This window comes from Streptomyces sp. ATexAB-D23, assembly GCF_000373645.1.
Classification (GTDB): domain Bacteria; phylum Actinomycetota; class Actinomycetes; order Streptomycetales; family Streptomycetaceae; genus Streptomyces; species Streptomyces castrisilvae.
This window is the reverse complement of sequence record NZ_KB892013.1, coordinates 358,503-371,655: the sequence shown is the minus strand read 5'-3', so window position 1 is coordinate 371,655 and position 13,153 is coordinate 358,503. Positions and strand designations below refer to the sequence as shown.

At 73.4% G+C, this 13,153-nt stretch carries 9 protein-coding genes and 1 tRNA gene; 4 read left to right on the top strand and 6 right to left on the bottom strand.

What is annotated here, in order from left to right; all coding sequences use genetic code 11:
• Positions 1–11: 11 nt before the first annotated feature.
• Positions 12–1,016, top strand: coding sequence for a sugar phosphate isomerase/epimerase family protein (locus B082_RS0114760; RefSeq protein WP_018552579.1), 1,005 nt, complete (start codon positions 12–14; stop codon positions 1,014–1,016).
• Between the two features lie 19 nt (positions 1,017–1,035).
• Here B082_RS0114760 and B082_RS0114755 read toward each other — a convergent pair whose 3' ends face one another.
• Positions 1,036–2,340 carry a DUF2254 domain-containing protein gene (locus B082_RS0114755; RefSeq protein WP_018552578.1) on the bottom strand — a complete coding sequence of 435 codons (1,305 nt, stop codon included), beginning with the start codon at positions 2,338–2,340 and terminating at the stop codon, positions 1,036–1,038.
• A 257-nt stretch (positions 2,341–2,597) separates the two neighbouring features.
• On the opposite strand from B082_RS0114755, the gene B082_RS0114750 reads away from it, so the two are divergent.
• Both B082_RS0114750 and B082_RS0114745 read left to right on the top strand, forming a co-directional pair.
• A tRNA-Leu gene (locus B082_RS0114750) sits at positions 2,598–2,682 on the top strand.
• A gap of 110 nt (positions 2,683–2,792) precedes the next feature.
• A complete protein-coding gene (locus B082_RS0114745; RefSeq protein ID WP_018552577.1) occupies positions 2,793–3,623 on the top strand; it encodes an RNA methyltransferase in 831 nt (276 codons plus the stop codon).
• Positions 3,624–3,647: 24 nt separating this feature from the next.
• Here the strand turns inward: B082_RS0114745 and B082_RS0114740 are convergent, their stop codons facing one another.
• The 4 genes from B082_RS0114740 to B082_RS0114725 form a co-directional block, all read right to left on the bottom strand.
• Positions 3,648–4,268, bottom strand: a complete 621-nt coding sequence (locus B082_RS0114740) for a class F sortase (RefSeq protein ID WP_018552576.1) — start codon at positions 4,266–4,268, stop codon at positions 3,648–3,650.
• An 88-nt stretch (positions 4,269–4,356) separates the two neighbouring features.
• Positions 4,357–4,713: a hypothetical protein gene (locus B082_RS0114735; protein WP_018552575.1), complete on the bottom strand. Its 357-nt coding sequence runs from the start codon at positions 4,711–4,713 to the stop codon at positions 4,357–4,359.
• Positions 4,714–4,817: 104 nt separating this feature from the next.
• Positions 4,818–6,905: a sensor histidine kinase gene (locus tag B082_RS0114730; protein WP_026249791.1), complete on the bottom strand. Its 2,088-nt coding sequence runs from the start codon at positions 6,903–6,905 to the stop codon at positions 4,818–4,820.
• Positions 6,889–7,617, bottom strand: a complete 729-nt coding sequence (locus B082_RS0114725; RefSeq protein WP_026249790.1) for a response regulator transcription factor — start codon at positions 7,615–7,617, stop codon at positions 6,889–6,891. Before B082_RS0114725 ends, B082_RS0114730 begins: the two co-directional genes overlap by 17 nt.
• 224 nt (positions 7,618–7,841) lie before the next feature.
• On the opposite strand from B082_RS0114725, the gene B082_RS0114720 reads away from it, so the two are divergent.
• Positions 7,842–11,873 (top strand): Eco57I restriction-modification methylase domain-containing protein, encoded by a 4,032-nt coding sequence (locus B082_RS0114720; protein WP_018552572.1) that lies wholly within the window; start codon positions 7,842–7,844, stop codon positions 11,871–11,873.
• Here the strand turns inward: B082_RS0114720 and B082_RS0114715 are convergent.
• A complete protein-coding gene (locus B082_RS0114715; protein ID WP_018552571.1) occupies positions 11,789–13,045 on the bottom strand; it encodes a hypothetical protein in 1,257 nt (418 codons plus the stop codon). The two genes, B082_RS0114720 and B082_RS0114715, sit on opposite strands and share 85 nt — an antisense overlap.
• Positions 13,046–13,153: the final 108 nt, after the last annotated feature.

Below are 13,153 nucleotides of genomic sequence, written 5' to 3'. Positions count from 1 at the left end.
AGGCCGTCCGCATGCCCCGCCCCTTCACCCTGTTCACCGGCCAGTGGGCCGACCTCCCCCTGGAGGAGGTCTGCCGGCACGCCCGGGACTTCGGCTACGACGGACTCGAACTCGCCTGCTGGGGCGACCACTTCGAGGTCGACAGAGCCCTCACCGAACCCGGCTACGTGGAGGGCCGCCACCAACTGCTCGAAAAGTACGGGCTCAAGTGCTGGGCCATCTCCAACCACCTCGTCGGCCAAGCCGTCTGCGACCACCCCATCGACGAACGCCATCAGGGCATCCTGCCCGCCCGCATCTGGGACGACGGCGAGGCGGAAGGGGTGCGCCGCCGCGCCGCGCGGGAGATGGCCGACACCGCGCGGGCGGCCGCCGCCTTCGGTGTCGACACCGTCATCGGCTTCACCGGCTCCTCGATCTGGCACCTGGTCGCGATGTTCCCGCCGGTCCCGCCGCACATGATCGAGCGGGGTTACGAGGACTTCGCCGCACGCTGGAACCCGGTCCTCGACGTCTTCGACGCGGAGGGCGTGCGCTTCGCCCACGAGGTGCACCCCAGCGAGATCGCGTACGACTACTGGACCACGAAGCGCGCCCTGGAGGCGGTGGACCACCGGCCGGCCTTCGGGCTGAACTTCGACCCGAGCCACTTCGTCTGGCAGGACCTGGACCCGGTCGGCTTCCTGTACGACTTCCGGGACCGGATCTACCACGTGGACTGCAAGGAGGCCCGCAAGCGGCTCGACGGACGCAACGGCAGGCTCGGCTCCCACCTGCCGTGGGGCGATCCGCGACGCGGCTGGGACTTCGTCTCGGCCGGACACGGGGACGTGCCCTGGGAGGACGTGTTCCGGATGCTGCGGTCCATCGGCTACGAGGGCCCGGTCTCGGTGGAGTGGGAGGACGCCGGCATGGACCGGCTGGCCGGGGCCCCGGAGGCGCTGGCGTCCCTGAAGCGGTTCGACTTCGACCCGCCGGGCGCGTCCTTCGACGCGGCGTTCGGCGGCAACGGCTGAACCGGCCGCAGGCGCCCGCTCAGCCGATGCCCTGCCGGTCGGGGAACAGGGCGAACTCCCGCTCGGATGCGTCCGGCACCGCGCGCTCCACCGCCTGCACCAGCAGGGCGCGGTGCCGGACCAGCGGGCCCTGCCGGTCCGGCGCGGCCAGCAGCATCAGGTCGTCGATCCCCGCCAGCAGCCGCCGCGTCACCTGCGGGGCGTCCGTCGCACACCGGCGTACCTCCTCGAAGGCCAGGTCCACCAGGTCCTCCCACCCCGGCACGTCCTGCACGAGCCGCACCGCCCCCGCGCGGTCCCGGTGATGCACCGTGCCCAGCGGCAGCCGCACGGTGGCCGCGAGCACCTGCACGATCCGGTCCAGGCTCTGCACGGCGGTCGTCGGGTCGTTCACCGCCGAGGACAGCGCCCGCAGCGCGATGTCCGACAACTGGCGCAGCCCGAACGCCAGGTCCTGATGGAGCGTGCGCTCGACACCCACGGACACCGTGTACCGCAGCGCGTACCGGGCGGGCGCCGCCCCGCCGTGCACCGCGAGCACCGGCGTGCCCGGCACCACGAAGTCCCCGAGCCGGGGGATCAGCCGCAGCACGACACCCCGGCGCCGGGCGGCCCGCACCAGTCGCGCCACATGGACATCCCGCAGCACCCCGGCCCGTCCGGTGTGTGCGATCCGCGCGGTCTCGTCGGGAAGCGCACCGCCGCCGGGCCGGCCTGCGGGCATCCGGCCCAGGACCCGGAAGGTGTCCTTGGTGATGCGGTCGAGGACGGGCCCGATCTGCATCAGACGCAGCGTGGAACTCACGTACACGATGAACAGGAGCAGGCTGAGCGCGACGAGGACCGCGGTCAGCACGCTCTGCACGAACGGCAGGGACGTGACCCGGCGCGGATCGGTCTCGCTCTCGTAGGAGCTGAGGACCAGCAGCGAGAACACGAACGTCGCGAGGAAGACCGACAGCGTGAGCTTGCTGATCCGGCTCCGCACGAAGATCCGCACCACCCGGGGCGTGAGCTGCCCGCTCGCCATCTGCACGGCGACCAGCGAGATGCTGAACACCACACCGATGAAGGTCATCATCGCCGAGCTGACCGTGACGACGATCTGCTTGGTGTCCTCGGCGACGGAGATCAGGTCCTGGAGCTCGTCGTACGCCCGCTCGTCACGCAGGTACGAGACGATCTCCTCGTCCAGCGCCGCCGCGGCGAACCAGAGCACGCACGCGCAGACCAGCGTCAGCGCCGGGGCGAACCAGAACGTGTCGCGCAGGTGCTCACGCAGCGGTGACAGCGCGCGGGGCGGACGGGAGCGGCGATCACTCATGCAGGCGAAAGTAACCCGCCCCGCCCACCGGCCGGTGGACCCCGCCGCCGACCCTCCGGCGCCACGTACCGTGCGTGGCCCGCGACGCTGGGTGCGCGAGCGGCCGGTGCCCGCCGCGAAAGGCGTCCCCGGCGCCCCCGCACCGCGCTGACCAGGGCGGGGGCGGCCGGATGGCCACCGGATACGCAGGTGAGAGGCGCCCCGAACCCCTGGTATTGTTTTCTTTGTCGCCACGGGAGACCGCGGCGGATCACCTGGTCCGGGTGGCGGAATGGCAGACGCGCTAGCTTGAGGTGCTAGTGCCCTTTATCGGGCGTGGGGGTTCAAGTCCCCCCTCGGACACTCATCCAGTTCCCACGGTTCTTCACGAACCGTGGGAATTTCTGGTTTCCGGGGGCGGCCGATCGCCGTCGCCGGCGCCGCGATCACCTCTGAAAGGACCCCCGGTGGCTGTGCAGCGGATCTCGACCCGCAACGCCCGCTTTCAGCAGTTCCAGACGCTGCTCACCAACCGGACCAAACGCGGGCGCGCCCGCGAGTTCCTCGTCCAGGGCGTCCGGCCGGTGACCATGGCCGTGGAGCACGGGTGGACGATCCGCTCCCTGCTGTACGACGCGAGCCGTCCCCTCTCCCGCTGGGCCGAGGAGCTGATGCGCGGCGTGAGCACCGAACGCATCGCCATGGCCCCGGAACTGCTGTCCGAGCTCAGCGAAAAGACCGAGGGCGCCCCCGAGGTCCTGGCCGTGGTCGAGATGGCACCGGACGACCTGTCCCGGATCACGGTCGACGAGGACTTCCTCGGCCTGGTCTTCGACCGCCCGACGCAGCCGGGGAACATCGGGAGCATCGTGCGTTCCGCCGACGCCTTCGGCGCGCGCGGACTCGTCGTGACGGGCCACGCGGCGGACCCGTACGACCCGAAGGCGGTCCGTGCGACCACGGGCTCGTTCTTCGCACTGCCCGTGGTCCGCACCCCCTCGCACCGCGAGGTCGCGCAGTGGCTGGACGGGGAACGCGAGCGGGGCCGGCCGGTGGTCGTCGTCGGCACCGACGAGCACGGGGAGTGCGACGCCGCGGAGTTCGACCTGACCCGTCCCGTCCTGCTGGTCATCGGCAACGAGACGGCGGGCCTCAGCGCGGCCTGGCGCGAGCGGTGCGACCACGTGATCAGCATCCCGATGACCGGTTCGGCCAGCTCCCTCAACGCCTCCAACGCCGCGTCGATCGTCCTGTACGAGGCCCGCCGCCAGCGCCTCGCGAAGGAGCGCGGCCAGCACCTGTAGGTGCCGGACGCCGCTCCCCGCCCGTCACTTCCTCGTCGCGTACACGATGAGGTTGTCCACGGGGTGCCCGTCGGCGTCGAACGCGCCGTCGCAGGTGACCAGCCGCAGGGCGCGGTCCGTGGTGTGCCCGTAGACCCGGGAGGTCGGGAAGGCGTTCTTGCTCGCCGTCTCACGGCCCGTGACCTCGAAGTGGATGTCGGTGCCCCGGCCGTCCCGGACCACGATGTCCGCGCCCTTCGCGATCTTCTTCAGATCGTGGAAGACGGCCCGCCCGTACCGGGTGTCGTTGTGGCCGATGAGCACGGCGGCGCCGGGCTCGCCGGGTGCGGCGCTCCCGGTGTACCAGCCGACCGTCATGCCCTTGTCGGCCGGCGGCACCTCCACCGTGCGGTCGGGGTTGAGGCCGAGGCGCATCACCTCGCTGTCCACGCCGAGGGACGGTATGGAGACGTGGACGGGCGGCCGGGCGGTGGCGGTGGCCGGGGCCGGGGAGGCCGGTGCTTTCGCGGCCGCCGCCGGGGACTTGGCTGCGGGCTCCCGAGACAGGACGGTGGACGAGCAGCCGGTCAGGGCGACGAGCGCGGTGAGGGCGAGACAGGCGGACACCGGCAGGGCGGTGCGGCGAACGGGGCGGTTACGGGGCATCGGAACGGGCTCCAGGGGTCGTACGTACGGCAGTGGCGCCGCCCGGGGAAGGGCGGCGCCACTGCCTGCTCATCGGCTGCGGGACGGGTCAGCCGTCGCGGCGGGCGGTGCGGCGGCGCAGGACGACCGTGCCGGCGCCCGCGACGAGCAGCGCGGCCGCGGCGGCGGAGCCCGTCATGGCGCCGGTGTGGCCGCCCGAGGTGCCGGCCGGCTGCTCACCGGCCGCGACACCGCCGCGCGGCGCCTCGGAGGGCATGGGCGAAGGCGCTTCGGTCGGCTCGGCCGAGGGCTCGACGGACGGCTCGGCGGACGGCTCCGCCGGGGACTGGGTCCGCGCGGGCGAGGGGGTGGCGGAGTCGGCGAAGGCCGACGTGGCCGGTACGCACACCGCGCCGGCCACGACGGCGGCGAGGAGGGCGGTACGCAGGGACGTGCGCAGGGGCATGGGCGAAGCTCCATTCCGGATCGGCCTCAGGAGCGGCCGCGGTGCGGGTGCGCACCGCGGCGCGAGGCGTACGGACAGGCTCGCGCCCACATGTGAGGAAGCTGTCAGATCGTTGTGGTCATCGCATCAGGGTCGCCGGACCCTTGCCCCGCCGGGGAGTTGCCGTCCGCGGGAAGCCGGAGCGTGAACACCGACCCCTGCCCCGGGACGCTCGCCGCGGTGGCCGTCCCGCCGTGCGCCTCCACGAGCTTGCGCACGATCGCCAGACCCAGCCCGCTGCCGCCCGTGCGGCGGTTGCGGGACTTCTCGCCGCGCCAGAACCGGTCGAAGACATGCGCCAGGTCGTCGGCCCGAATGCCGCTGCCGGTGTCGGCCACGTCCACCAGCACCGCGTCCCCCTCGTCGGAGCCGTACGGCCGCAGCGTGACCTCCCCGCCCGCCGGAGTGTGCCGGACCGCGTTCGACACGAGGTTGCCGACGGCCTGGCGCAGCCGGACCGGGTCGGCCGTCAGAGCGGGCGGCGGGCGGCCGGGCGGCGGGGCCTGGACGCTCAGCACGACGCCCGCCGTGTCGGCACGGGCCTGGTGCGCGGCGGCGACCTGGCCGAGCAGCTCCTCGATCCGCACGGGCTCGGGATGCAGCCGCAGCGCGTCGGCGTCGGCCTGCGCCAGGTCCTGGAGGTCGTCGATGATGTGCTGGAGCTGCACCGCCTCGTCGTGCAGGAAGGCGATGAACGCCGGGTCGGGCTCGGCGACCCCGTCCTGCGCCGCCTCCAGCCACCCCCGGATGTTGCTGAGCGGGGTGCGCAGCTCGTGGGCGACATCGCTGACCATGGCCTTGCGCTGGGCTTCGAGCCGGGCACGGTGGGCGGACATGTCGTTGAAGGCGGCGGCGAGCCGCCCGATCTCGTTGTCGGCGGCGACCACGACGGGCGCGGTGTCCTCCCCGTCCCGCATGCGCTGGGCGGCACCGGTCAGGGCGCGCAGGGGGCGTACGAGCCGGGCTCCGACGAGCACGGAGGCGCCGACGGTGAGGGCCAGCACGAGGGCCGCTGCGCCCGCGATCCGGGCGGTGTTCGCCGGGGAGAGGTCGAAGCCGGGCACGGTGGCGCCGCCCGTGTCGCCGATGAACAGCAGCGCGGGCGAGGCGACGTACGAGCTGAGCTGTTCACGGCGGGCGGTGCCCACGCACGAGGCGATGGCCCGGTCGTCCTCGCTGTTGCCGGCCGTCTGCTGGTAGCCGGGGCTCGGCGTGACGCCCGGCATCGCGGTCCGCTCCTCACGGACCCCGGGCTCGGGCGCGGAACTCGGTGCGACGCTCGGCTCGGCGGTCGGCGGCAGGGAGGGGTACCCCTCCGCGGGCATCGGCACCGCCTCCGCGGGCACCGGATCGGCCGCCTGACCCCACGACAAACCCAGCTTCAGCTGGACGCCCTCGCGGCCCTGGCGCTTCAGACAGGCGTCGGCCAGCTGGTTCAGCGCCTTCAGCGCCTTCTCCTCGGTGGCGGTCGGGGTGTCCAGCGCGTCGACGGCGCAGCGGGTGCCTCGGAGGCGCTCCGGGTCGTTGCCGCCGACCACCTGGATCAGAGGCCGCCCGCTCGCGCCGGCGACCACGTCCGAGGCGATCCCGAAGCCGCTGAGGCAGGCCACGCTCCGGTCGGCGGCCTTCCGCAGCCGGGTACGCTCCGACGCCGGCAGCCGGAAGGGCCCGACCGCCCGCGGGTCGACCCGGTCGGTGGTGGTCCCGGACCCGCCGGCGCTCTCCGCCGACAGCGCCGTGTCCACCGCCAGAGGGTCCACGACGGCCGACGCCTGCGCCGGAAGCGCGGTCGCGGGCTCGGGCGCCGCCGAGTCGGCGAGCGGGGCGCGCCCCTGCGTCGTCAGCGCGATCCGCCGGCCGGACTGCTCGGCCAGCTCCCGCACGGTCTCCTCCACACCGTCCCAGGTGGGGTGGGCCGCCGCGTAGCCGAGCAGGCGCTGGTAGATCCGGGCGTCGGCGGTGAGGTTCTGGCCCTGCTCCTGGCGGATCGCGCCGGACGTCGTCTGCACGGCGAGCCAGGCGGTCGCCGCCACCGAACAGGCGGCGACCAGCGCCGAGACCGCCAGCAGCCGGGCGAACAGGCTCTTGCGCAACGGGACCTGCGCCCGGGGGGCGGCCGACCCGGGGCGCCGCGCGCTACGAGGACGCCGCACGGGTCGCCGCCTTCGCCGGGTCCGTCAGCTTGTAGCCGACACCGAAGACGGTGAGCAGCCGCACCGGTCTGCGCGGGGCCGGTTCGATCTTCTTGCGCAGGTTCATCACGTGCACGTCCACCGTGCGGTCGCTGATGTAGCGGTCGAATCCGTGGAGTTCGGCGAGGAGTTGCTGCCGGGAGAACACCCGGTCCGGCTCGGCCGCGAGCGCGGAGAGAATCCGGAACTCGCCAGGGGTGCACTCCACGGCCCGCCCCTGGACCGACACCACGTGCCGGGCCGGGTCGACCACCAGCGCCCCCACCGTCAGCACGCCCGCGTCGCCGGGTTCGCCGCCCGCTCCCCGCCGGTTGCGGCGCAGCAGCGTACGCACCCGGGCCATCAGCTCACGCGGGCTGTACGGCTTGGTCACGTAGTCGTCGGCGCCCAGGTCGAGGCCGAGCAGCAGATCGTCCTCCGTGGTGCGGGCCGTGAGCATCAGGACCGGCAACTCCCGCTGCTCGGCGCGCAGTACCCGTACGACGTCGAGGCCGTCGGCCCGGGGCATCATCACGTCGAGCAGCAGCAGGTCGGGTTCCCCGTGCCGGACCGCGTCGAGAGCCGCGAGTCCGTCGGGCGCGACGGTCACGCGGTGGCCCTCCCGTTCGAGGTAGCGGCGGAGGAGTTCGGCCTGATTCTCGTCGTCTTCGGCGACGATCACATTTGCGCACACACGCTCGATCGTAGAGGGAGGAGCCTCCTGGACCCCCGGCCCGCGCCACCCCGCACGTGACTCCCCCCTCGACGGGCGCGCGGCCCGTACCGGTGGCGGACGGCCACCGTGATCACCTGGAACGGTGGCCAGGATGGCCAAACACCGGCGCGGCCGGCCGGGGCGATGGGCGGGCCACCCGTCCGAGGCGGCGACCCGCGCGGCGACCACGTAGAGTCCGTCCGATGTCCGCCATCCCCTCGAACCAGGTCTTCGCCGCCGTCAGGACAGCCGGTGCGCTCCTGCCGGGCGACCTGCTGGTCCGGATCGCCGAGGGCGAGGACGTCACCGGCTGCCGGCCCGAGGACCACGGTCCGGCCACCCCACGCGCGGTGCGGGAGGAGGCCGGACGGAGCTGGGAGCACCTGAAGCCCCTCTGGCGCGAACTGCGCGCGCGTCTGCCGCAGGCCCCCGGGGCCGCCGCCTCGCCTCCACCGGCCGGCCGCGCGAGCGGCGACTGGCCGGCCGCGCTCTGGCACGCACTCGGCTACGGCCCGCTCACGGCCATCGGCCCGGCGGGCATCGCGTCCGACTCCGGCCCGGCGAAGACCTTTCCCGTCTCGCACCGCTGGCACCACGTCGTGATCCACCAGACGGCCTGGGACCACGGTCTCGACACGCGCCGCGCCGGGCAGGCCCCGCCCCACTCCCTGCTCCAGGAATGTCTCAACCGCACAGAGGCCCACCTCTGGGGTGTCCTCACCAACGGCCGCCGGGTGCGCCTGCTCCGGTCCTCCGGCCCCCGGGCCACCGCGGCCCACCTCGAATTCGACCTGGAGGCGATCTTCGACGGGGAGCTGTTCAGCGACTTCGCCCTGCTGTACCGGCTGTTGCACGCCTCCCGCTTCGCGGTGGAGCCGGGAGCCGCGCCGTCCACCTGCCTGCTGGAGACGTGGCGCACCGAGGCCATCGCCTCCGGCACCCGGACCCTGGATCAGCTCTGCAAGGGCGTCCGGGCTGCCCTCACCACCCTGGGCACCGGCTTCCTGCGCCACCCCGCCAACGCGGCCCTGCGCGCGAGCACCGACGCCGACGCCCTGCACAACGCCCTCCTGCGCCTCGTCTACCGCCTGCTCTTCGTGTTCGTCGCCGAGGACCGCGACGCCCTGCTGTCCCCGGCGGCGGGCGCCCCGGCCCGATCCCGCTACGAGGCGTACTTCTCCTCCGCCCGGCTGCGCGCCCACGCCCGCGAGCCCGGCGGCACCGGGGACGGCGGCCTGTACGAGTCGCTGCGCGTCGTCCTGGACGCCCTCGGCGACGAGAACGGCCGCCCCGAACTGGGCCTGCCCGGCCTCGGCGGCATCTTCGACGCGACGGAGACCGACGCCCCGCTGCGCGGACTGTCCCTCTCCGACGAGCACCTGCTGACGGCCGTGCGCCACCTCTCCCAGGTCCGGGACCCGGGCTCGGGCCGTCCGCGTACGGTCGACTACCGCCACCTGGGTGCCGAGGAACTGGGCTCCGTCTACGAGTCCCTGCTCGAACTCGTCCCCCGGCTCGCCCCGGCCGGCCGCGCCTTCGAACTGGTCGAGCTGCCCGGCAACACCCGTAAGACGACCGGCTCCTACTACACCCCCTCCTCGCTCGTCGAATGCCTCCTCGACTCCGCGCTCGACCCGGTCCTGGACGCCGCCGTCGACCGCGGCGAGCGGGCGGCGGCGGGCGCCACCGGAGCGCCCGGCACCGTCGTCCGCGAGCTGCTCGCCCTCACGGTCTGCGACCCGGCCTGCGGTTCCGGCCACTTCCTCGTCGCGGCGGCCCGGCGGATCGCCAAACGCGTCGCCGCGGTCCGGGAGGACACCCCGGAACCCACACCGGGCGCGCTCCGGCACGCCCTCAACGAAGTCGTCGCCCACTGCGTCTACGGCGTGGACCTCAACCCGATGGCTGTCGAGCTGGCCAAGGTGTCGTTGTGGCTGGAGGCCCTGGAGCCGGGCAGGCCGCTGGGGTTCCTGGACGCGCACGTCAAGCACGGCAACGCGCTGATCGGGGCGACCCCGGCCCTGCTGCGGGGCGGTATCCCGGACGCGGCGTTCAGGCCGCTCGCCGGCGACGACAAGGAGTACGCCAGGGCGCTGGCGAGGCGGAACCGGGCCGAGCGGCGGGGTGACAGCGGCCCGTTCGACGAGGACACCGCCGCGGGGGCCGCCAACACCGCGCTGGCCACCGGCCTGCGCTCCATCGCCGACGCCCCCTCGGACACCCTCGCCGAGGTGCGCGGGCAGGAAGCCGCCTACCGCGACCTCGCCGGGTCCGCGCGGTACGTGCGCGCGCGGCACGTCGCCGACGCCTGGTGCGCCGCGTTCATGGCGCGCAAGGCGGACGGCGCCCCGCCGGCGGTCACCGAGGGGGTCTTCCGCAGCCTCCGGGACGCGGCATCGGACGCGGTGTCCCGGGCCACCCACGAGGAGATCGTGCGCCTGCGGCGCCGGCACCGGTTCTTCCACTGGCACCTGGAGTTCCCCGAGGTCTTCACCGTCCCAGGGTCCGGCGAGGGCGTCGACGCGGCCACGGGGTGGGCCGGCGGATTCGCCTGCGTCCTGGGCAACCCGCCGTGGGAGCGCATCAAGCTCCAGGAACAGGAGTTCTTCGCCAGGCGTGACGCGGAGATCGCCGCCGCGAAGACCGCCGCCACCCGCAAGCGCCTGATCGCCGCGCTGAAGGAGGACGGGGACGGCACCGGCCTCCACGCGGAGTTCGAGGTGGCCAAACGCAGGGCGGAGGGCGAGAGCCACTTCCTGCGCGGCGCCGGACGCCATCCGCTGACCGGGCGCGGCGACATCAACACGTACGCCGTCTTCGCCGAGACGGGCCGGGCGCTGACCGGACCGCGCGGCCGCATGGGTGTCATCGTGCCGACGGGCATCGCGACCGACGCGACGACCCAGTTCTTCTTCCGGGACCTGGTGACCGAGGGGTCGATCGCCGCCCTGTACGACTTCGAGAACGCCGCACCCGTCTTCCCCGACGTCCACCGCTCGTTCAAGTTCAGCATCCTGTCCGTGACCGGCCGGGCGCTGCGCGAACCCGCCGCCAGGTTCGCGTTCTTCCTGCACGACCCGGCCGAACTCCGCGACGAACGCAAGGTGTTCACCCTCACGCCCGAGGAGATCACGCTCCTCAACCCCAACACGGGCACCTGCCCCGTCTTCCGCTCCCGCCGCGACGCCGAGATCACCCTCGGCATCTACGGCCGGGTCCCCGTCCTGATCAAGGAGGGCGATCCGGACGGTAACCCGTGGGGCGTGACGTTCAGGACGATGTTCCACATGTCCAACGACTCCCATCTCTTCCGCACCCGGGAGGAGTTGACGGCCGGCGGCTGGCACCCCTGCGGCAACCGCTTCCTGCGGGCCGACCGGTCCATGCTCCCGCTGTACGAGGCGAAGATGGTCGACGCCTACAACCATCGCGCCGCCGACGTCGTCAAGAGCGCGACCGCCGTGAAGCGTCAGAACCAGCCGTCCTATCTGAGCGCCGCCGACCGGGCCTCGGCATCCCGTCTCGCCGTGCCGGGCAGCTGGGTGGACAGCGCCGGGACACCGCGGGACGCTCCGCCCGGCTGGCTCGCCTTCCTGCGCATCAGCAGCCCCACCAACCAGCGGACCATGATCTCCGCGATCCTCCCGCCCTCGGCGATCGGCGACTCCGTCTTCCTGCTGTGCACCAGGAACTCGCGGGACAGCGCCGCCCTCGCGGCGCACTTCAACTCCTTCGTCTACGACTTCGTCACCCGCCAGAAGGTCGCCGGACTCAACCTCAACTTCTTCTACATCCGCCAGCTCCCCGTACTGCCGCCCGAAACCGTCCGCCGCTTCTCGGACTTCCTGACCCGGCGCGTCCTCGAACTCACCTACACGGCACACGACATGAGGCCCTTCGCCACCGACCTGGGCGAGACCGGCGCACCCTTCCGCTGGGACGAGGCCCGCCGGCGCCACATCCGCGCCGAACTCGACGCGCTCCTCTTCCACCTCTACGAGATCGCCCGCGACGACGTCGGCCACATCCTGGACACCTTCCCCGTCGTCCGGCGCAGGGACGAGGCCCGGTACGGCACGTACCGCACGAAGGACCTGATCCTGGCCGAGTACGACCGCATGGCCGCCGCCGGCCTGCCGCAGGGCGGTACCTACACCTCCACGCTCAGCCCGCCGCCGGGGGAGGGGGCCCGCCATCCGGAGCCGGCTGCCGTGACCTCCGCGAGCACCCGGTAGTAGTCCCCCGGACGGCGCTCGAAGTCCGTCCACGCGGCGAGCGCGTCCAGTTCGTTGTCAGGTCCACGCAGCAGGTCGACGGAGGTCTGTCCGAACCGCGGGACGAGGGCGTCCTGCTCCGCCTCCGCCAGGATGCGGCGGAGTCCGGCCACGGCGGCTCGGGCCCGGCCGCGGCGCTCCGGACCGGCCCGGAACATGCCGGATCGGGTCGAGGCGGCGTCGGCGTCCGCCAGCAGGGGTTCCAGGCGCTCGGCCAGCTCGCGGGCGGTTTCCGCGGCCTCCTTTCCCCGGGGGCCGGCCTCCACCAGGACGCGCAGGGCGGTGACCAGCGAGGTGGTCCGGGGGTCGGACCGGTCTTCGGCCGAGAGGCGCACCAGTACGTCCTGGCCCGCCCCGTCGGCCAGGTGCCGTGCCGCGGCGACCGCCTGCTCCGCCGTGCGCCGGCCGACGTCCGGCAGCTGTCCCAGCTTCCAGACGCCCGCGTCGAGCACGTCGCGCGCGGTGTGGATACCGGCCTTCTCCCACTCCTCCGTCCGGAAGCCCTGCTTGGCGTCGTTGCGCAGCGACTTCACGGGGATGCGGCCCATCTCCTCCTGTACGCGCTCCCGCTGGAGCGGGGCCCATGCCGCACGGACCGCTTCGACGGCGCGGGTGTGGTCCTCCTCCACCGCGGCGGCGCCGTAGGCCAGTTGCCAGGCACGGCGGACGACGTCCGGCCGGACACCGCTCAGCCGGGCCGCCGCGCGGATGTTCCCGCCGACGAGGCCGGCGGTGGTCAGCAGCAGACCGGTGATCAGCAGCGTGTCGGACAGATCGATCCGGTCGTCGATGGTCTCGTCGTCCTGGCCCAGCGTGTACAGCCGGCCCCTGGCCGAGCCCTCGGCGACCACGAAGCCGCTCTCCCATCCGTGCCCGGTCTCCGGGTCGTAGTACGGCGCCTTGAGGCTGTCGGCCCGTCGGGCGTCGCACTGGTGGGCCGCCTCGTGCTCGCTGTGGTCGAAGGGGTCCGTCCACCGGACGGTGCACGCCCCGTCCGGCTCCTCCCGCAGCACGGTCAGATCGATCTGGCGGAGTTCCGGCATCTCCGGCACGGCCGCGTAGACGGCCGCCGAGCAGGCGATGAGCAGCACGCCGAGCGTCAGGACCCAGCGGAAGAACGGTACGTGTCTCACCTGCGGCCCCCCAGGACCTGTCTTCGAACTGCCGTCCCCAGGACCTGTCTTCGAGCTGCGTCTGCCGGGCGACGACGGCAGTTCGAAGACAGGCCCTCGCGCCCTCTC

What these genes read in the sequence shown, in the direction of transcription:
- B082_RS0114720 (WP_018552572.1), top strand. Translation starts at nt 7,842, where the DNA reads ATGTCCGCCATCCCCTCGAACCAGGTCTTCGCCGCCGTCAGGACAGCC.
- B082_RS0114755 (WP_018552578.1), bottom strand. Translation starts at nt 2,340, where the DNA reads ATGAGTGATCGCCGCTCCCGTCCGCCCCGCGCGCTGTCACCGCTGCGT.
- B082_RS0114740 (WP_018552576.1), bottom strand. Translation starts at nt 4,268, where the DNA reads ATGCCCCGTAACCGCCCCGTTCGCCGCACCGCCCTGCCGGTGTCCGCC.
- B082_RS0114735 (WP_018552575.1), bottom strand. Translation starts at nt 4,713, where the DNA reads ATGCCCCTGCGCACGTCCCTGCGTACCGCCCTCCTCGCCGCCGTCGTG.
- B082_RS0114760 (WP_018552579.1), top strand. Translation starts at nt 12, where the DNA reads ATGCCCCGCCCCTTCACCCTGTTCACCGGCCAGTGGGCCGACCTCCCC.